Raw genomic sequence first — 19,148 nt, forward strand, 5'->3', positions numbered from 1 at the left:
CCAGGCGAGGTCGCCACCTCCCGGCAGGCAGCCGCCCCGGCTCGCGATACCAGCCCATGCGGCGCCCCCGGCGAACCGGGCGAAACGATACGTCCGCCGCAGCGTTCCCCCGGCATGCGCCGCCTCCTCCGCCTGCTCCTGCTCCTGCTGCCTGTCTCCGCCTCGGCCGCCGGATTCGACGAATTCCAGGTCTTCGACGGCCGCATCGGGGAGCCGGGAAGCTTCGACCTGAACCAGCATTTCAATGCCGGCCGGCGGGGCCGGCTGGGCGAGGGCGCGCCGCGCAACGGCCTGCTGCTGGAGACGGAGATCGGCTACGCCACCGCGCCCTGGCATGAGGTGGCGGTCTATATCCCGGTGGCGCGGGAATTCTCCGGCGACACCTTCGGCGGCGGCTTCAAGCTGCGCAACAGCTTCGTCGTCCCCGGCGCCGGCGACCGCCCCTTCGCCTATGGCTTCGACGTGGAACTGCGCCACCAATCCTACCGCTTCGCGGAGGCGGATTGGGCGGTGACCCTGCGGCCGATCCTCGACCTGCGGCATGGCCCCTGGCAGCTCATCCTCAACCCGGCGGTGGAATTCCCGCTCGGCCGCGGTGGCCCGTCCTTCGCGCCGGCGCTGCGTGGGGTCCGGCAGGTGGCGGAGCGGGTCTGGCTCGGGGTGGAGCACTACATGGAATTCGGCCGCATCGACCGGCCGGAGGCGCCCCGCGGCCAGGCGCACCAGCTTTTCGTGACGGTCGATTTCCGGCTGACGGAGAAGGTCGGGCTGCATCTGGGCCTTGGCCACGGGCTGACCCATGCCAGCGACCGCTGGGCCGGCAAGGTGATCCTCAGCGTCGATTTCTGAGGCGTGGCGCGGGCACGCCCCGCCGCCGACAGGGATTGCGCCCCGACCCAGTCAGCCTCGCATGTGTTGGAAATCTGGAGCGGGCGATGGGAATCGAACCCACGACATTCAGCTTGGGAAGCTGACGTTCTACCTCTGAACTACGCCCGCCCAGAGCCCCGACTGTAGCCGCCCCGCCGCAGGCCGGCAACCTCAGCGCAGCACCTCGCGGAAGCCGCGGCCCAGCGCCTCCATCCGCCCGTCCCGCACCACCTCCCAGAGCGGGTTGTCCACTGCCAGCCGCTGCCCGCCATCCCGCACCACCGGGCGGATCACCGCCTCGGCCCGGCTCGCCGTCTGCGGGCCGAGAAGCTGCAAGGGAATGCGGAGGAAGATGCCCTTGTCGAAGCTGCCCTCCCCGAAGCGGCTGTAGGGGATGTTGGTGAAGGTGGCGAAGGCCCCCACCTCGATCCCGCTGTCGAAGCGCCGGCCGAGCTCAATGGTCCCGCCCCAATCCCCGGCCAGGTAGCGCCCCGCCCGCAGCACGCCATAGAGGTTCCACACCGGCAGATCGGCGTAGAGCGAGGCATGGCCGGTGGTGACCGAGTAGTTCCGCACCGCCAGCCGCCCGCGGAATTCGCGCTGCACCACCCAGCCCAGATCCAGCCCCAGGGCAAAAGGCCGGTCCACCGGCCGCCACAGCACCTCACCCTGTACCCCGGTGAACATCGGCTCCAGCAGCCCCGCCGTCACCCGGGCGAAGACATCCGGCGCGGGGGTCCAGAGCCGCTCGGCATAGAGGGTCGGGATGGAGGTCTTCCCCTCCTGCGCATAGCGCGCCACGTCGCTGCGGACATGCGGCAGCCGGCTGTCGGAGGGGCTGGCGCGGTCCAGATTGCCCGCCACCGCCTGGGCCAGGCTGCCGGCCAGGGCGAAGCCATCCCCCAAGCCCAGCCGCACCCCCGCCCCCAGCCCTGCCTGCCAGCCGACATTCACCCGCGGGTCGCCGAGCTTCAGCGCCAAGCGCGGCGCCATCCCCCAGTCGAGCACCGGCCCCTGGCCGGGAAAGTGCGCCGCCGCCACCGGCTGCAGGGTGCTGGTCGCCACCATCTCCTCGGCGCTGCCGCGGCCGGTGGCGGCGGCCTCCATCGCCTGCCGCAGCAGCACCAGGCTGGCAATCGGCATCCCGGCGCGATGCCACTCCACCCGCAGCATCTCGACCTCCGGCGGCAGGTGCGGCTGCACCGCCCGCGCCACCCGGCCCGCCACCTGCGCCAGGGTCGCGTAGCGCCCGCCCTCCACGCCGATCCGCGCCTCGGTGCCGGCGATCTCCACCCCCAGCGGGTGGAAACCGGCGGCGCGCAACGCCCCCGCCAGCCCCGCCGGATCGCCCGCCGCCGGACGCGGCGCCATGGGCGGCGGGGCGGGGCGGGGAAACTCCGGCGGGTTGTTCGGGTCCAGCCGCAGGGAGAGGCGCAGCAGCAGATCCGTGCCGTGGAGGAAATGCACTCCCGCATCCACATGCGGGTTGGGCTGCCATTGCAGGCCGAGATTCAGCCGCGACGCCGCCTCCCCCCGCAGCCCGCTGCCGCGCGCCGGGTAGCCGCCGCGCTCGTCGCGCAGGGCGTCGCCCGACCATTCCAGCTTGGCCCGCAGCCCCTCCACCTCGCCCCAGGGCGTCGGCAGCACGGGCAGGCTGTATTCCACGCCGCCGAAGAAGGCCGCCTCCCGCCCGCGGAACCAGTTCCGGAAGCCCGGCGTGCCGCCCTGCCCCACCTGCCGCCGCCGATCGAGGAAGGTCTCGCTCGACATGCTCAGCGGGTTGCGCAGATCGCCCCCCGTCCCCAGCCGCCCCCAGCCCATGCCGAAGCTCAGGTCCAGCGGCCCGAAGCGCTTGGAGGCCACCACATACTCGCCGGCATAGATCCCGGTGCCGGCCGCATCCTGCAGCCCCACCGCCAAAGCGGGCCGCCAGTCATCCTCCTCCCACAGCCGCAGCTTCAGATCGACGGCCCGATCCGTGGTCATGCCATGGCCCGTCGTGCCATCCAGCCGCTCGGTCAGCCGGAAAGTCGTCTCGAGGAAGGGAAGGGCCTGGAAATTCAGGTACCAGAAGCGCCGCTGATGCCGCAGCGCCGTCCCCGCCTCCAGCGTCCCATCGGGCCGGAAGCGCGCATTGCGCATCTCGATCAGCCCGACACCCCCATAATCCGACCCCGTCCCCGGCACCCCCTGCGCCATCACCGGCTGGGCGAGCAGCGCCAGGGCGAGGAGCGCGGTGCCAGGGAGGGCCCTGCCCTCCCTGGACCCTCCCACCGGGGACCGGACCGGTCCCCGGACCCCGGTGGGTCTTAATCGCCGGGTGGAGGACCCCCGGCGGGGGTCCTCCACCCGGCGATAACTCAAGGACTCCAAGAGCCCTTCGGCCCTTGGCGGGGGGTCAAGGGGGGCAGCGCCCCCCTTGGGCGCCGGGCCCATAGCCCTACCGCCCGCTCGACCTGACGATGACCGCCAGGGCGGCGCTGGAGAGGGCGATCTGGGACAGCACCTGGGTGACGTCGCGAATCAGGCCCCAGCTTTCGTAGGGCGAGGGGTCCTGCGGCACCACCACTACGCTGCCGGGCGGGATGGGTGGCCCGCCGGATTGCCAGGCGCCGAGGCCGGCCGGGGTGGACTGGCCGTTGGGCAGCACGACGAAGGCGCGGCTGCCATCGGCGAAGCGTTGCTCCCCGCCGGCGGCGCGGACGTAGTCCGCGGCGCGCCAGCCGGTGGCGAATTGCAGGCTGCCGGGGTTCAGCACGGAGCCCACCACCGTCACCTCGTTCGGGCGCTTCGGCATGGCGATCAGGTCGCCCGGTTCCAGCAGCACATCCAGGTCCGGCCGCGCCGCCAGCACCACCGGGTTGGCCTCCACCACCATCCGGCCGGCGGCGCGGGTGGAGCGCAGCGTGTTGGCCAGCGCCTGGCCGGCGGTGATGGCGCCGCCGAGGTCGGCCTGGCCGCGCAGCCCGGCCACCGCCTGGCCGGCCGCCACCTGCATGAGCCCCTGTTCCAGTTCCCGCGCCGTGCGCTGGAAGCCTTCCTGCTGGCGCTGCCGCACGCTGTCCCGGCTGAACACCGCGCCATAGGGGTAGGCCTGGGGCGTCAGCCCGCCCGCCCGGGCGATGACCTCGGAAAGCTTCTCGCCGCGCCTGATGTCGTAGGTGCCTGGCCGCAGGAATTCCCCCACCAGCGTCACCGGGCCGAGGTCGCGGTCGGCGAAGCCGCGCGGCAGCCGCAGCACGTCGCGCGGCGAGAGCCGCACCGCGGCGAAATTGCGCGAGCGCAGGTCGAGCAGGGTGCGCGCCAGCGGCAGGGTGGTGCTCTGCTCCGCGGGCTCGCGGGCGAATTCCACAGTGGAGAGATCGGCCGTGTCCGTGGCGCCGCCGGCGGTGGCGATCACCGCATCCAGCCCGGCACCGTCCACGATGGGGTAGAGGCCGGGCAGCCGCACCTCCCCGGTCAGCAGCACCGCCTGGTCCAGCAGGAAGGGCAGCAAGGCGGGGTAGTCCAGGAAGACCTGCGGGCAGGAGATGCGGCCGAAATCCGGGAAGCCGGCGCTGCGGATATGGGCGTAGCGCCAGGGCGAGGCCTGGGCAGCGATGGTGAGCTGGATGAGGGCGGGGCAATCCGGCCCCCGCGCCATGGCCGGGGCGGCGGCCGGTCCGGCGCCAGGCGGGGCCGTGCCAGGCGATGCGGCGGATGCCCCCGCGGACATCCCCGCCGCCGCGGCGAGGCCGGGGCCGGGCGCGGCCAGGGGCGGGATCAGCGGCGCGTTCGGGTCCGCCCCGCCGGTATCGCCGCGCAGCGCCTGCTGCACGGAGGGGCTGGCCAGCCACATCACATCCGCCATGCCCAGCAGGATGACCTCGTCGCCTTCGCGCAGCGGCGCATCCGCCTGGCCGGAGAGGACGCGGCCGAGGTCGAAGCCCTCGAAGCGCCGCGTGCGGGTGCGCGAATCCATCCGCCAGACGGCGCCAAGCCGCGGATAGGGGTCCGCCCGCACCAGCCGTGGGTCGGCGAGCAACCCGCGCAGCGTCTGCCCCCGCCCGCCCGCGGCGCGCAGCAGCGGCGCCGCGACATGCCCGGCGAGGCGGAGATCCTGCGCCACCACGTCGGAGCCCGGCTCCACCCGCAACGCGTCGCCACGGCGCAGCAGGTCGCGCGGGCCGATCTCGCGCAGGCTGCGGCGGCCCTCGCCATCCGTGGTCTGCAGCAGGAAGCGGTTGCCGGAAGGCCGCAGCGGGTCGCCCGCCAGGCGCAGCATGGTGGCGAGCGGCGCCGCCGCAGCGCCCGCCGGCAGTTCATAGATGCCGGGGCGGGAGACCTCCCCGCCGATCGCCGCGACGGCGCCGAGCGGCGGCACCAGGATGCGCTCGCCCTCGCTCAGATGCAGGTCGGGCGTCGTCCCCTCCCCGGCGATGACCGGGTAGAGGTCGATGCTGCGGCGTCCCTTCGGCCCTTCCATCCGGATGGCCCGCAGCGAGCCGGTGCGGCGAATGCCCCCCGCCGCCACCAGCGCATCGAGCACGGAGGAGAGGGAGGTCAGCGCCTGCAGCCCCGGCCGCGCCACCTCCCCGCCCACGAAGATGCCGATCTGCCGGAGCTGGCCGAGGGAGACGAAGACCTCGGAGCCGCCGAGGTCGCGCTGCGCCCGGGCTTCCAGCTCCGCCCGCAGCTCCCGCAGCGTCCGGCCGGCGGCGGGGATGGGCGGCAGATCCGGCAGCACCAGCATGCCGTCCCGGCCGATGCGGAGCGTCAGCGTCTGCCGCGCCCGGCCGCGGAAGGCCAGCACCACCTCATCGTCGCGGCCCAGCAGGTAGTCGTCGGGCAGCATGCCGAAGCTCTGCCCCTGGGGTGCACCGCCGCGCAGATTCTCATAGCCGAATTGCCGTAGCGGCCGCGAATTGGCCGGGTCCCGCGCGGCGAAGAAGGCCTCGGCGGGGGAGAGCGGCTCCTCCGGCGCGGCAAGTGGCGCGGCGGGCGGCAGGGGCTGCGCGGCGACCGGCGGCGGCGCGAAGCCGGGCGTGGCGGGGCCGGAGGGCCGCATGCCGCCGGCATCCAGCAGGCGCTGCAATATCTCCTGCTGGCTGGGCATGGGCAGGCTGGGCAGCGGCGCCCCGCCCGGCAGGCTGGGCGGCAGGGAGGGCGGGACCAGGTAGGAATTCGGCGCCCCGGCCTGCGCCATCCGAGTCTGCGCCCAGGCCGGCGCCCCCGGCGACAGCAGGAGGTGCGGCACGAGCAGCGCCGCCATGGCTCGGTGCAGGATGGAGCGGCCGGAACTGCGCCTCAGGACCTGACCCCTTTTGGGACGTCTTGCGACTGCACGCCGGCACCGGCGCGGTTGCGGCAGTTTGCGACGCTGTCCCTGCAACCTTGCCGCGACACGCGGGCCGCGTCCTGCAATCCTTACGCGGCTGATGGTTAACAAAGCAATCCGGTTTATCACGAAGATGTGCACACCCCTGGAGGCCGCGCGGCAGCTTGGGGCCCGCCCGGTGCTGCTGGCGGCCTGGCACCGCTCGCCCCTGGGGCAGGGGCTGGCGCGGCGGGCCCTCAGGGAGGCCGATGCGCCCTTCGGCCCCTTCCTGCCCGCCGCCCCTGCCGCCCCGGCGCCCGCCCTGCCGCCGGAGCATGCCGCCGCGCTGCTGGCCCGCGCCCGCGCCGTGGCACCGGCGGATTGGCACGGCCCCTTCGCGCCGCAGCCGCACGCCCTCGCCCTGGACCTCTTCGCCCCCGGCGACATCCGCCCGGTCTGGGAGAGGAATCGCTGGGCGGAACTGCCCTTGCTGGCCCAGGCGGCGCGGCTGGAGTCGGCGGGCGGACATCTCGACCGCGCGGAGGACTTCCTCGCCGCTTGGCTGGCCGCCAACCCGCCCTATCGCGGGCCGAACTGGGCCTGCGGCCAGGAGGCGGCGCTGCGCGCCCTGCATCTGGCGCTGGCCATCGCCCTGCTGGGCGGCCCGCCGCCGCCGGGGGCCCGGGCGCTGCTCGCCCTGCATGGCAGGCGCATCGCCGCCACCCCTGCCTACGCCAAGGCGCAGGACAACAACCACAGCGTCTCGGAGCCCGCCGGGCTGCTGGTCGCCGGGCTGTTCTGCGGGGAGGTGGCCTGGGTGCGGCATGGGCGGGCGGGGCTCGCCGCGGCGCTGGCCCGGCTGGTGGCGCCGGACGGCGCCTTCGCCCAGCTTTCCACCCTCTATCACCGGCTGCTGCTGGACGTGCTGGCGGTGACCGCCTGGCTGGCTGGCGAGGCCTTCCCCGCCGCCCCGCACCTCCCGGCCGCGGTGGAGTGGCTGCGCCGGCTGACCGCGGCGGAGACCGGCGCCACCCCCTGGCTCGGCCATCAGGACGGCTCCGCCTTCGCCGACCTTGCTTTGGCCGGGCCGGAGGATGCGCGGCCGAGCCTCGAGCGGGCGGCGCGGCTGCTGGCCGGGCATTCCGCCGGCTGGCCGGCGGAGCCGGGCTGCGCCTGGCTCGGCCTGCCCGCTGGCCCGCCCCCGCCCCCTCTGCCCGCCGCCTGGACCAGCAGCGGGCTGCGCGGCTGGCAGGCGGGCCGGCTGCGGGCATTCCTCCGCACCGGCCCGCTGCGCTTCCGCCCCGGCCATGCGGATCTGCTGCATCTCGACCTCTGGAACGGATCGCTGAACCTGCTGCGGGATGGCGGCACCGGCGCCTACAACCCGCCGCCCGGCCAGGCGTGGTGGCATACCCACCTCACCGGCACCGCCGCCCACAACACGGTGGAGTTCGACGGCGAGGACCAGATGCCCCGGCTCTCCCGCTTCCTCTTCGGGCGCTGGCCGCGGACCGGATTGCTGCCGGAGGGCGGCTGGCTGGAGGATCACCGCGGCCGCCGGCAGGAACGCCTAGTGCGCCTCATGCCGGACCGGCTGGTGGTGGAGGACCGGCTCTCCGGCCCCTTCCGCCGCCTGGCGCTGCGCTGGCGCCTAGCCCCCGCGGCGTGGGAGGCGGTGCCGGATGGCGTGGCGAGCCCGCTGGGCCGGCTGCTGGTGCGGGCGGATGGTCCCCTCGACCTCCGGCTGGAGGAGGGGGCGGAAAGCCCGCGCTACGGGATTGTCCGCGGCGCCCCGGTACTGGTGGCCCGGGGCGAGGCCGGCCTGCGCCACATCCTTAGCGAAATGGCGCCAAGGATTCATCCTTAGCTTGATATGATCCGGCGGCAAACCTATTGAATGCCGTGACGCGATCGGGCCGCCGCATGCCGTTGGACCAGTTGCTCCGGGGAATCTGGCGCCACCGCATGGCCGTGCTGGCGGCGGCGGTGCTGCTGTTCGGCCTCGGGACCGGCATCGTCCTGCAGCTCCCGCGCTACTATGCGGCCCAGGCCGTCATCGCCCCGGCCGAGACCACCGGCATCGCCACCTCCAGCCTGCTCTCCCCCGCCCCGATGCTCGGCGGCGGGCTGCTGGACCAGCGGCAGGGCGGGCATTTCGCCGTCTATCTCGACGTCCTCCGCTCCCCGGAAGCCGCGGCGATGCTGGCGCGGGAGACCGGGCTGCTGGCGCATCTGACCGAGCTGCGCCAAGCCGGCACCATGGGCCTGCTCCGCCGCCTGCTCGGCCTGCGGATCGAGGCCGACCTGGACGACGCGCAGAGCTGGCTGGAGCGCAACCTGGCGGCGACGCCCGGCATCGGCACGGTGACCGTCACCCTTACCCTCACCCATCGCGACCGCGGCGCGGCGCTGGAGGCGCTGCAGCGGCTGCACGCCCTGGCGGAAGCGAAGGTGAAGGCCGATCTGGTGGAGCTGACGAGGCGCCGGATCGGCTTCATCGAGCAGCGCCTGGCGGCGGAGCGCGACCTCTTCCTCCGCAACGCGCTCTACGAGCAGCTTACCCAGCAGCAGCGCAGCCTGCTGGTGGCGGCGGCGGATGCGGCGGTGGCGGCCAGGCTGGTCTCGGCGCCGATGGTGGAGCTGCGCCCCTCCGTCCCGAACCGGCCGCTGCTCATCCTGCTGCTGGCGGTGGCGGCGCCGCTGCTCGCCCTGTTCGGCGCCGCTTGCTGGGTGCTGCTCGGCCTGCCGGCGCCGCGGCCGCGGCAGGCGGAACTGCCCTTCCATTATCGGGCCGGGGCGGATTGAGCCGGCCGGATGCCGCGCTGCTCGCCGCGGGCAGCGGCCTCTTCGCCGCGCTGCTGCAATTCGCCGGGGCGCTGAAATCCGTGCCGGGCATCGACCGGCTGCCGGTCGACCTCACCGCCCTTGCCCTGCTGGCGCTGCTGCCCTCCCTCTTCCTGCTGCTGCTGGTGCGGCAATGGCGCGTTTCCGCCGTGCTCGGCCCGCCCCTGCTCGGGGCCGGGCTGCTGCTGTTCTGGCTGGTGCTCTCCGGGGGCTGGAGCCGCTCCGCCCATGTGCTGGCGGAGAAGCTGCCGCAGATCGTCCTGCTCGGCCCGCCCATGCTGCTGGCCGGGCTGCTGGTGGGGGCGGATGGGCCGACGCGGCGGCGCTTCGCCCTCGCCGTGGTCGGCATCGCGCTGCTGGTGGGCACGGCGGTGGGCTGGGGGCTGGCGCAGGACCGGGTGGTGCTGGGCGGCGAGGTCGGCGCCGACCCGGCGCGGACCCGGGTGCAGTACCAGCTCGCGGGCCTCGCCATTGCCTGCGGTGGCGGCGTGGCCGCGGTGCGGCTGGTGCAGGCGGGCCGGCGCGGGCGGCTGGGCTGGGCGGCGGTGCTCGGCGCGCTGGGCCTTGCCGTGCTGCTGCCGGGCGGGCGGGCGGCGCTGCTGGCCTTCGGCCTCGGCGTGGCCGGGCCGCCGGCGCTGCTGCTCTGGCTGCGCGGCCGGCCCGCGGCGGCGCTGGGCTGGGTCGGGCTGGTCGCGGCCGCGGGCGGCGCGGCGCTGGCGGCGCTGCTGCTCCTCCTCCCCCAGGCCACCGCGGATCTGGCGACGTTGGACCGGCTGTTCGGCGATCCGACGGACCAGATGCCGGCGCGGCTGATCCTGTGGGGCGAGGCGCTGCGCTGGGCCGGCCGGACGGCGCCCTTCGGCCTCGGCAGCGGCAGCTTCACCATCGCCGCCGGCACCGGCGACGACCGCCACCTGCACCCGCACAATCATGCGCTGGAGGCACTGGCGGAAGGCGGGCTGCCCGGGCTGCTGCTGTGGCTGGCGGCCTTCGGCGGCGGTGTCGCGCTGGCAATGCGGCAGGCCGGGCGGGTGGCGCCGGAGCGGGCGGCGGTGATCGCCGCCCTCACCCTGCCGGTCGGGCTGACGGTGATGGTCTCCACCGATCTCGGCAACCGCATGGCCTGGTTCGCCCTCGGCCTGCTCTTCTCCCTGGCGGTGGAGGCCAGGCGGCCGGATGAGGCGTCGGCGGCCGGGCCGGCGCATGTATAGGCGCTGGGGCAAGCGCGCCTTCGACCTGGCCGGGGCGGCACTGGCGCTGGCGCTGGCGGCGCCGCTGCTGGCCCTGCTGGCGCTGGCGGTCCTGGCGGTGCTGGGGCGGCCCGTGCTGTTCCGCCAGGCGCGGATCGGGAGCGGCGGGGTACCCTTCACCCTGCTGAAATTCCGCAGCATGGTGGCGGGGCCAGGGGAGGATGCGGCGCGGCTCGGGCGCTTTGGCCGGGCGCTCCGGGCCAGCGGGTTGGACGAGCTGCCGCAGCTTTTGAACGTGCTGCGCGGGGAGATGAGCCTGGTCGGCCCGCGCCCCCTGCCGGTGGAATACCTGCCGCGCTTCACCCCGGCCCAGGCAGCGCGGCATGCGGTGCGGCCGGGCCTCGCGGGGCTGGCCCAGGCGGCGGGCCGCAACGCGGTGCCCTGGGAACGGCGGCTGGCGCTGGATGCCGAATATGCACGGGGCCCGAGCTTCGGCGGCGACCTCGCGCTGCTGGCGCGCAGCCTGTGGCTGGTGCTGCGCGGCCGCGGCGTGGCGGCGCCGGGGCATGCGACCATGCCGCGGCTCGGGGAGTAGGGGAAGGCTGCCACGGCGGCGCCGAATGCGCGATGCCTTCGACGGTATCCTACCCCTCGGCGGCACTGCCGCCGGGCAAGGAAGGGAGCGACATCAACGCCCCCTCACCGGTGTCCTGCCGCGGCTTCGCCGCGGCAGGCTGCGCGAGTCGCCAGGCGTTCAGCGCCTCACCGCCCCCCATCGAGCCGCGCAGCGGCTTGAGGGGGAGTTCAAGCATATCGCCGCACGGGAATGGCGCGGCGGGTGCCGACGCGGGCGCCGAGCACCGCGGCGGCGGCGCCGAGCAGCAGCGCCGCGAAGGCCCAGTAGGCGGCCACCGCCCCGGCCGTCGCCGCGGCATCCGCTGCCTCGCGGGCCCGGCGCTCGGCGGTCTGCGCGGCCTCGGTCGCCTGCTGCTCCACCTGGGAGAGCCGGCGCTGCGCCTCGTCCGGCGCGATATTGTATTCGGCGGCGACGAGCTGCCCCAGCCGGTCGCGGTCCGGCTGCGGGAGGTTGCCCTCGGTCACCCGGCGGGTGAGGAGCTGGGCGATCTCCGCATTGCGCTGGTCGCTCGTCATCTGCGCCGGGTCGCCACCGGTGCGCAGCGCGGCCTGCGCCCGCTCCACCAGCGCCCGCGGATCCACCTGCTGCGCCATCTGCGCCGCGGGGCCGGAGGCCGCGTTGGCCGCCTGGCCCACGCCCTGCGCCATGCCGCCCAGCAGGGAGGACGCCCCCTGCACCGCCGTGCTCGCCGTGCCGGCGATGATGTTGCCGAGCAGCACGGCGGAGAGCAGGTAGCCGATCGCCCAGACGGACAGCCCGTGCAGCGTGGTGTCCGTGCCGTCGGCGGAGCCCGAGAGCCGCGCGGCGACATAGCCGCCGGCGGCCAGGCCGATCAGGTTGGACACCAGCAGCCAGATGCCGCCGGCGATGCCGAAGGTCTCGCCGCTGGGCGAGGCGGCGTTCTGCGCATCCACCGAGCTGGCGCCGATGGCGATGCCGAGGATGGAGAGCATGGCGCCGATCGTGACCGCCACCACCCCGCCGGCGAAGACGGCACCCCAGGAAATCCGCGGCGGCAGGGCGGGCGCGCCCTCTGGCAAGGCGGTTCCGACCGCCGGTTGGGCATCGGCGTAATGGGTTGACATGCGGCGTCCCCCGTCTTTCGGTTGTGCCTCAGCAACGCCCCGGCGTTGCATCGGTTCACGGCCGGGCGAACAGGGGTTGCATGGCGGCAACACCCGGCTCACACCGCGCGCCACTTTCGCCCCGGCCGCATCGGATGCCGCATTGCCGCCACCCTTTGCGGCCAAGGGTGCCGAAGCGTCTCCCCCGGCCTGTTGGCCCTGGCCGCCCCTGCCCCGCAGGCGCGACCAGGGTGGCAGCCGCTGTGCTCTGGAATCCCGCGTTGCAGGTCTACCTGCCGATTGCCGAAATGTCCGTGGATGCCTTCCTGCTGGTCGGCATCGGGTTCGGCGTGGGCTGGCTCTCGGGCCTGTTCGGCGTCGGCGGCGGCTTCCTGCTGACGCCGCTGCTGATTCTCATCGGCATCCCGGCCCCGGTCGCCGTCGCCTCCGGCGCCAACCAGACGCTCGGCGCCTCGGTCTCCGGCCTCATCGCCCAGTGGCGGCGCGGCAATGTCGATGCGCGGATGGGCACGGTGCTGCTTATCGGCGGCTTCATCGGCTCGGTGCTCGGGGTGCAGCTCTTCGCGTTGCTACGGCGAATCGGCCAAGTGGACCTCGCCGTCTCGCTCTTCTACGTCGTCGTGCTCGGCACCGTCGGCGCGCTGATGGTGATGGAGAGCGCGCGGGCCATCCTGCGCCGTCGTAGTGCGCCGCAGCGCAAGCTGCACGAACATTACTGGGTACATGGCCTGCCCTTCAAGATGCGGTTCCGCAAGTCGCGGCTCTACATCTCCGTCATCCCGCCGCTGCTGATCGGCGGCGGCATCGGCATCCTCTCCGCCGTCATGGGCGTGGGCGGCGGCTTCATGCTAGTGCCGGCCATGATCTACCTGCTCGGCATCCCGACCTCGGTGGTCATCGGCACCTCGCTCTTCCAGGTGGTCTTCGTCGCGGCGAACGTCACCTTGCTGCAGGCCGTCCAGCTCGGCACCGTCGATATCCTGCTGACCCTGCTGCTGCTGGCGGGCGGCGTCGCGGGCGCGCAATTCGGCGCCGCCATGGGCAGCCGGCTGCGGGGGGAGGAGACGCGGGCGCTGCTCGGCCTCTTGGTGCTCGGCGTCGCGCTCAGCCTGCTCTGGGGGCTGCTGCGGCCGCCGGGGAACCTTTTCAGCAGCGGGGCGGCGCTGTGATCCGGCTGCTGCTCGCCCTGCTGCTGCTCGCCGTGCCGGCGCGGGCGCAGGAGGCGCTGGTGGCCGCCCTCTCCCAGGATGCGGTGGAGGTCACCACCGGCTTCACCGGCGCCCAGCTCATGGTCTTCGGCAGCACGGACCAGCCGATCGGGCCCGGGGGGGATGAGCTGCTGGTGGTGGCGCAGGGGCCGAACCGGCCGGTGGTGGTGCGGCGGAAGGTTGCCGCCCTCGGCTTCCTCTGGGTCAACGGCCCCTCCGCCCGCTTTGCCCAGGTGCCGGGCTTCTACTTCATCGCCGGCACCCGCCCCGCCTGGCAGCTGCTGCCGGAGGAGCAGCGGCGGCGCCACGCCCTCGGCCTCGATTCCCTGCCGCTGACCAGCACCGGGGCGCGCGACCCGCGCTTCCGCGCCGCGCTGCTCGATCTCGAGAAACGCTCCGGCCTCTGGGTGGAGGACACCCAGCCGGTGGAGGTGGCGGGCAGCCGGCTGTTCCATGCGAGGCTGCCCCTGCCCGCCGGCGTGCCGACCGGGGATTACCGGGTGCAGGTGCTGCTCGTCCGTTCCCGCCAGGTGGTGGCGCAGCAGACGCTGGAATTCCGCGTGGACCGGGTGGGCACCGCCGACCGGATCGCGACCGTCGCGGAGGATCAGCCCTTCGTCTACGGTATCGCCTGCATCTTCCTGGCCGCCCTCGCCGGCTGGGTGGGGAGCGTGGTGTTCCGGAGGAGCTGATGCCCGAGACGACGCCCGAGGAAACCACACCTGAGGCCCGGGCCGCCGCGACCAAGCGGGACCGGGTGTTCCTGGTGGTGGTGGATGACAGCCCGGAACGGGCGGTCGCGCTGCGCTATGCCTGCCTGCGGGCGCGGAATGGCGGCGGACGGGTGGCGCTGCTGCGGGTGATCGAGCCGGAAGGGCTGGTGGAATGGGCCGGCGTCGGCGCGATGATGGCGGAGGAGCGGCGGGAGGAGGCGGAGAAGCTGCTCTCGGGCCTGGCGGCGCAGGTGAACGAGATCACCGGCGGGTTGCCGATATTGCTGATCCGCGAAGGCAACGCGCGGGACGAGCTGCTGGCGCTGCTGGAGGAGGATCCGCGGATTTCCATCCTGGTGCTGGCCTCGGCGGCGGAGAGCGGCGGGCCGGGGCCGCTGATCTCGGCGCTGACGGGGCGCTACGCGTCGCGCATCAGGGTGCCGATGACGATTGTACCGGGCGGGCTGGACGACAAGGAATTGGAGCGGGTGACCTAAATCCCCATCGCACCGCTGCGCGGCGCGATGGGGGCCCCGGAGTCGCTGGATTCCCGAGGCTTCGCACCGCCTGAAGCGGCAAAGCCGCTTCAGGCAACGGGCGGCGCGGTCGAACCGTCGGGTCTGGGACTCGCGGTTTCCAAAGGCCCTTCGGCCTTTGGTGGGGTGGGTTCGGGAGGGACAAGGCCCCTCCCGATCAGCCCCGCATCGCCCGCCCCGGCGCCCAGACCCGATCCGGCGCGCTCCACAGCGCCTCGTCCCGGATCGCCGCCGCCAGCGCCTCCGTCACCGCCTTCAGGATCGCCTCGCCCTTCTCCGCCGTCGCCGCCCGCGGGTCGCCGCGCACGCCCGTGCGCGGCGCCCGCTCCATGAAGGACCAGAAGCGCACCATGCCCTGGGGCGGGTTGGGCGGCGGGTTGGAGAGGCTCTCGGCGATCTTCTCCTGCCGCACCTGCGCCGCATCCAGCGCCAGCCACAGGCTGGTCTCGCCCTCGCAGGCGTGGTGGATGGCGGGCTGGGTGGTGAGGATGGCGCCGATCTCCTTCGGCGCGAGCTGCGGCCAGGTGGTGACCACGATGGGGATGCCGAACTCCGCCGCCAATTCGCGTGAGCTGACCGCCAGCGGGTCGATATTGCCGCCATGGCCGTTGACGATCAGCAGCTTCTGGAAGCCATCTGCCAGCAGCGAGCGCACCACGCAGCGCAGCACCGCATGGAAGGTGGCATGGTCCAGGGTGATGGTGCCGCCGAAGGGCAGGTGATGCTCGGACAGCCCCATCCACATGGGCGGCAGCACCACCACGGGCTTGCCGGAGGCGGCGGCGCCACGCAGCGCGATCTCATGCGCGCAGTAGCTGTCGGTCCAGACCGGCAGATGCGGTCCGTGCTGCTCCAGGCTGCCGATCGGCAGCACGGCGAGCGCGCCCTCGGCGGCCTTGCCCTTCAGCTCCGGCGCGGTCAGGCGTTCCCAACGGATCTCGGTCATCGTGAGCATTCCCCTCGAACGGGCGGGGATTGGGCCCGAAGCCGGGTCCGAGGGGAAGGGGGCGGTAGCCTAACCGCCCCCGCTGGCCGGGGCGGCCGCCAGGGCCTGCCGCAGGGCGGCCAGCACCTCCGGCACGCTTTCCTTCACCGCGACATCCGTGGTGAAGCGCAGCCCGACCACGACGATGGCGGCGCGAGCGCCGGCGGCGTAGCGCTCGGTGGGGCCGCGGACCACCACCACCCGGTCGGCGGCGATCCAGGTGCCGGCGCCATTCAGATCGGTCAGCCGCACCAGCCGGGCGCCGAGGGCGATCAGCCGCCGCGCCACCGCCTCGGCCGGCTCCACGCTGCGCTGCTGGACGAAGGCCGTGGTGTCGATGGCGGTGAGGCCCTCGGCATGGCCGATGCGCACCACTTGGCGGACGGCCAGCGCCACGGGCGGCGCGCCGGGGGCGGGCTGGAGCTGGATGAAGCCCGGCACCTCCGGCGGTGCGGCCGGGGCCTGGGGTGGCGGCTGGCCCTGGGCCTGCCCGGCGGCCCGCCCCTGCGCCCGCGCCAGGCCCGCCACCGGCAGCATCGCCAGGAGCAGGACCCGGCGGCGCATCACTCGAGCCCCATCAGGCCGCGGGCGAAGTCCCTCGCCTCGAAGGGACGGAGGTCGGCGGCCTTCTCGCCGACGCCGACGAAATGCACCGGCAGGCCGAATTCCTGCGCCAGCGCCACCACCACGCCGCCCTTGGCGGAGCCATCGAGCTTCGTCACGGCGAGGCCTGAGACATCCACCATCTCCTTGAACACCTTGGCCTGCTGCAGGGCGTTCTGGCCGGTGGTCGCATCCAGCACCAGCAGCACGGAATGCGGTGCGGTGGGATCGACGCGCCGGAGCACGCGCACCACCTTGCGCAGCTCCTCCATCAGCGCGGTCTTGTTGTGCAGGCGCCCGGCGGTGTCCACCAGCAGCACCTGGGTGCCATCGGCGCGGGCAGCGGTCAGCGCATCGAAGGCGAGGCCGGCGGCGTCCGCCCCCTGCTTCGCCGGGGCGTGGACCTTGGCGCCGGTGCGGTCCCCCCAGATCTGCAATTGCTCGACGGCCGCGGCACGGAAGGTGTCGCCGGCGACGAAGGCGCAGCGCAGCCCCTGCTCCCGGTATTGCTGGCCGAGCTTGGCGATGGTGGTGGTCTTGCCGGTGCCGTTCACCCCGACCACCAGCACCACATGCGGCGCGCGGGCCGGGTCGATGGGCATGGGCCGGGCGACAGGGCCGAGGATGGCGGCGATCTCCTCCGCCAGCGTCGCCTTCACCTCCTCATCGGTCACTTCCTTGCCGAAGCGGGTGCGGCGGAAGCCCTCGACGATGCGGCGGGAGGCGGCGACGCCGAGATCGGCGGTGATCAGCGTCTCCTCCAGCTCCTCCAGCGCCTCCTCATCCAGGCGGCGCTTGCGGAAGAGCGAGGTGACGCTGTCCGTCAGCTTGGCGGTGGAGCGGGACAGCCCGGCCTTGAGGCGGGAGAACCAGCCGCCGCGCTGCTCCGGCTCGGCCGCCGGGGCGGGGGATGGGGGCGGCGGGATCGGGGCCGTGACCGATGCGGGCGGAACCGAGACCCTTGGCGCGACCGGGGAAGATGGCGCGGGCGCCGCCGGAGCGGCTTGCGGTGCTGGCGGGGCCAGGGGCGAGGCAGGCGCGGTAGCCGGTAGCGGCGGCGAGACCCGGGCCTCGGGGGCCGCGACCGGCGCTGGCGGGACCAGCGGCGCAAGCTGTACCGGCTGGATCGGTGCCGAGGGAGCGGCAGCCGGAGGGGGCGCGGCGGGTGCGGAGGCTGGCGACGCTACCGGCCCGGGCGGGGTCCGCGCCTCGGGGAGAGAAGCTGGCGCAACCGGAAGCGGCGACGGGGCTGGCGATGCAGAAGGCGGAGGCGGAACCGGTGCAGCCGGCGTAGCGACCGGCGCGGCCGGCATCGGAGCGGGCGGCGGCGAGGCCGGGGTGAGCCCCGAAGGGGTGGCAGCGGGCCCAGACGGAACCGGGGCCGAGGCCGGCGGGAGCGCGACCGGGGATGCAGGGGCGGCCACCGGCACCGGTGGAACCGGAGGCGTGGCCGGCAGTGGCGCAACTGGGATGGGTGCCGCAGGGGCAGCCGGCCCAGGCGGAACCGGGGCCGGCGGTGCAGCCGGCGGAGACGGGATCGGCGCGACAGGGACGGCAGCCGGCGCAGGAGGAACCGGCGGCAGGGCCGGCGATGGCGCAGCCGGAATGGGCGCCGCGGGAGCGGCCGATCCAGGCGGAACCGGGGCTGAGGCCGGCGATGCAGCCGGGACTGGTGCCGCAGGGGCCGCAACTGGTGCAGGCGGGATCGAAGGCTCGGCCCGTGCAGGCGGCGGCGAGACCGGGACCGCAGGCGCGACAGCCGGCGGCGGCGAAGCCGGCTGGGCCGCCGGCGGCGCCGGGGCGGGCGCTGGCTCGGGGGCAGGCGCCGGCTCCTTCCCGCGCAGCCGGCTGATCCAGTCGCGCAACGCCATCGGTCAGGCAGCCTCCGCCAGCAGGCCGGCGGCCTCGGCCCCCGTCACTCGTACCCGGCGCAGCTCGCCCGGCGCGGCGCGGCCGGCCACCAGGCGCAGCGGCGCGAAATGCGCGGTGTGGCCGCGATCCTCGCCTTCGAACAGCACCGCTTCCTCCTGCCCCAGCCGCCCGGCGTAGAAGCGCGCCGCGCTGGCGGCCCCTGCCGCGCGCAGCCGTGCCGCGCGTTCCTTCCGCAGCGGCACCGGCACCGCAGGCATCCGCGCCGCCGGCGTGCCCGGCCGCTCGGAATAGGGAAAGACGTGCAGGAAGGCGAGTTGCATCTCCTCGACAAGATCGAGGCAGCGGGCGAAGGCCGCCTCGTCCTCGGTCGGGAAGCCGGCGATGAGGTCGGCGCCGAAGGCGATGTCCGGCCGCGCCGCGCGGGCCCGCCGCACCACCGCCAGCGCATCGGCGCGCAGGTGCCGCCGCTTCATCCGCTTCAGGATCAGGTCGTCGCCATGCTGCAGGGAGAGATGCAGATGCGGCATCAGCCGCGGCTCGCTCTCGATCAGCCGCCAGAGGTCGTCATCGATCTCGACCGGGTCGAGGGAGGAAAGCCGCAGCCGCGGCAGCTCCGGCACCAGCGCCAGCAGGCGGCGGGCCATCTGGCCGAGGCTCGGCTGGCCCGGCAGGTCCGGGCCGTAGCTGGTGATGTCCACGCCGGTCAGCACCACTTCCCGGTAGCCATGCGCGACCAGCGCCCGCACCTGCTCCACCACCGCGCCGATCGGGACAGAGCGGGAGGGGCCGCGGCCATAGGGGATGACGCAGAAGGTGCAGCGATGGTCGCAGCCCTGCTGCACCTGTACGAAGGCGCGGGCACGGCCGGCGAACTCCGTCACCAGATGCGCCGCCGTCTCCCGCGCCGCCATGATGTCCGTCACCGGCGCGGTCGGGGCCTCCGGCGCCCAGGCCTCCGGCTTCAGCTTTTCCGCATTGCCGATGATGCGGGTGACGCCGGGCAGGTCCTGCCACTTCTCCGGCGCGATCTGCGCGGCGCAGCCGGTGACGATGATCGGGGTGTCCGGGTTCTCCCGCGCCGCGCGGCGGATGGCCTGGCGGGCTTGGCGCTCCGCCTCCGCCGTCACGGCGCAGGTGTTCACCAGGATGGCGCGGCCATGCCCGGCCTTGGTGGCAAGGTCGCGCATCGCCTCCGACTCATAGGTGTTGAGCCGGCAGCCGAAGGTCAGCACCTCGATGGCGCCCCTCTCGACGGTGGTCTGGCGCGGGCGCTCGGCCCCGGCCTGCGGCGCGGCGGTCCGGTCCTCGC

General features: G+C 74.3%; 15 protein-coding genes and 1 tRNA gene. 8 read left to right on the plus strand and 8 right to left on the minus strand.

Annotated elements, in window-relative coordinates; all coding sequences use genetic code 11:
* Nucleotides 1-114: 114 nt before the first annotated feature.
* Entirely contained in the window at nucleotides 115-849 is a 735-nt protein-coding gene (locus NJ376_RS00945; protein ID WP_252951336.1) for a hypothetical protein, read from the plus strand.
* Between the two features lie 75 nt (nucleotides 850-924).
* Here NJ376_RS00945 and NJ376_RS00950 read toward each other — a convergent pair.
* From NJ376_RS00950 to NJ376_RS00960, 3 genes are all read right to left on the minus strand, one after another.
* Nucleotides 925-999: transfer RNA gene (locus NJ376_RS00950), tRNA-Gly, on the minus strand.
* A gap of 42 nt (nucleotides 1,000-1,041) precedes the next feature.
* A complete protein-coding gene (locus NJ376_RS00955; protein ID WP_252951337.1) occupies nucleotides 1,042-3,144 on the minus strand; it encodes a YjbH domain-containing protein in 2,103 nt (700 codons plus the stop codon).
* Nucleotides 3,145-3,310: 166 nt separating this feature from the next.
* Nucleotides 3,311-6,121: a polysaccharide biosynthesis/export family protein gene (locus NJ376_RS00960; RefSeq protein ID WP_252951338.1), complete on the minus strand. Its 2,811-nt coding sequence runs from the start codon at nucleotides 6,119-6,121 to the stop codon at nucleotides 3,311-3,313.
* A gap of 199 nt (nucleotides 6,122-6,320) precedes the next feature.
* Here NJ376_RS00960 and NJ376_RS00965 point away from each other — a divergent pair, with 199 nt between their 5' ends.
* From NJ376_RS00965 to NJ376_RS00980, 4 genes are all read left to right on the plus strand, one after another.
* Entirely contained in the window at nucleotides 6,321-8,033 is a 1,713-nt protein-coding gene (locus NJ376_RS00965; protein WP_252951339.1) for a heparinase II/III family protein, read from the plus strand.
* A 62-nt stretch (nucleotides 8,034-8,095) separates the two neighbouring features.
* The gene (locus NJ376_RS00970) at nucleotides 8,096-8,971 is read left to right on the plus strand and encodes a hypothetical protein (RefSeq protein ID WP_252951340.1); all 876 of its coding nucleotides are present in this window, start codon (nucleotides 8,096-8,098) and stop codon (nucleotides 8,969-8,971) included.
* Nucleotides 8,968-10,221 carry an O-antigen ligase family protein gene (locus tag NJ376_RS00975; RefSeq protein WP_252951341.1) on the plus strand — a complete coding sequence of 418 codons (1,254 nt, stop codon included), beginning with the start codon at nucleotides 8,968-8,970 and terminating at the stop codon, nucleotides 10,219-10,221. Before NJ376_RS00970 ends, NJ376_RS00975 begins: the two co-directional genes overlap by 4 nt.
* Complete coding sequence (locus NJ376_RS00980; protein WP_252951342.1) at nucleotides 10,214-10,795, plus strand: sugar transferase; 582 nt, start codon at nucleotides 10,214-10,216, stop codon at nucleotides 10,793-10,795. The genes NJ376_RS00975 and NJ376_RS00980 overlap by 8 nt, the downstream gene beginning before the upstream one ends.
* A gap of 209 nt (nucleotides 10,796-11,004) precedes the next feature.
* Here the strand turns inward: NJ376_RS00980 and NJ376_RS00985 are convergent, their stop codons facing one another.
* Nucleotides 11,005-11,922, minus strand: a complete 918-nt coding sequence (locus NJ376_RS00985) for a hypothetical protein (protein WP_252951343.1) — start codon at nucleotides 11,920-11,922, stop codon at nucleotides 11,005-11,007.
* 242 nt (nucleotides 11,923-12,164) lie between these two features.
* Here NJ376_RS00985 and NJ376_RS00990 point away from each other — a divergent pair, with 242 nt between their 5' ends.
* The 3 genes from NJ376_RS00990 to NJ376_RS01000 are packed head-to-tail and all read left to right on the plus strand — an operon-like array spanning nucleotide 12,165 to nucleotide 14,340.
* On the plus strand, nucleotides 12,165-13,091 hold the full coding sequence (locus NJ376_RS00990; RefSeq protein WP_456308887.1) for a sulfite exporter TauE/SafE family protein: 927 nt from the start codon (nucleotides 12,165-12,167) through the stop codon (nucleotides 13,089-13,091).
* Entirely contained in the window at nucleotides 13,088-13,822 is a 735-nt protein-coding gene (locus NJ376_RS00995; protein WP_252951344.1) for a TIGR02186 family protein, read from the plus strand. Before NJ376_RS00990 ends, NJ376_RS00995 begins: the two co-directional genes overlap by 4 nt.
* Nucleotides 13,822-14,340, plus strand: coding sequence for a universal stress protein (locus tag NJ376_RS01000; RefSeq protein ID WP_252951345.1), 519 nt, complete (start codon nucleotides 13,822-13,824; stop codon nucleotides 14,338-14,340). Before NJ376_RS00995 ends, NJ376_RS01000 begins: the two co-directional genes overlap by 1 nt.
* Before the next feature lie 196 nt (nucleotides 14,341-14,536).
* Here the strand turns inward: NJ376_RS01000 and NJ376_RS01005 are convergent, their stop codons facing one another.
* The 4 genes from NJ376_RS01005 to mtaB form a co-directional block, all read right to left on the minus strand.
* Nucleotides 14,537-15,325: a creatininase family protein gene (locus NJ376_RS01005; RefSeq protein ID WP_252951346.1), complete on the minus strand. Its 789-nt coding sequence runs from the start codon at nucleotides 15,323-15,325 to the stop codon at nucleotides 14,537-14,539.
* A 69-nt stretch (nucleotides 15,326-15,394) separates the two neighbouring features.
* Nucleotides 15,395-15,928, minus strand: a complete 534-nt coding sequence (locus tag NJ376_RS01010) for a hypothetical protein (protein WP_252951347.1) — start codon at nucleotides 15,926-15,928, stop codon at nucleotides 15,395-15,397.
* Nucleotides 15,928-16,893, minus strand: coding sequence for a signal recognition particle-docking protein FtsY (gene ftsY, locus NJ376_RS29465; RefSeq protein ID WP_252951360.1), 966 nt, complete (start codon nucleotides 16,891-16,893; stop codon nucleotides 15,928-15,930). The genes NJ376_RS01010 and ftsY overlap by 1 nt, the downstream gene beginning before the upstream one ends.
* 948 nt (nucleotides 16,894-17,841) lie before the next feature.
* A complete protein-coding gene (gene mtaB / locus NJ376_RS01020; protein WP_456308888.1) occupies nucleotides 17,842-19,077 on the minus strand; it encodes a tRNA (N(6)-L-threonylcarbamoyladenosine(37)-C(2))-methylthiotransferase MtaB in 1,236 nt (411 codons plus the stop codon).
* Nucleotides 19,078-19,148: the final 71 nt, after the last annotated feature.

The organism is Siccirubricoccus soli (genome assembly GCF_024178315.1).
Lineage (GTDB): Bacteria > Pseudomonadota > Alphaproteobacteria > Acetobacterales > Acetobacteraceae > Siccirubricoccus > Siccirubricoccus soli.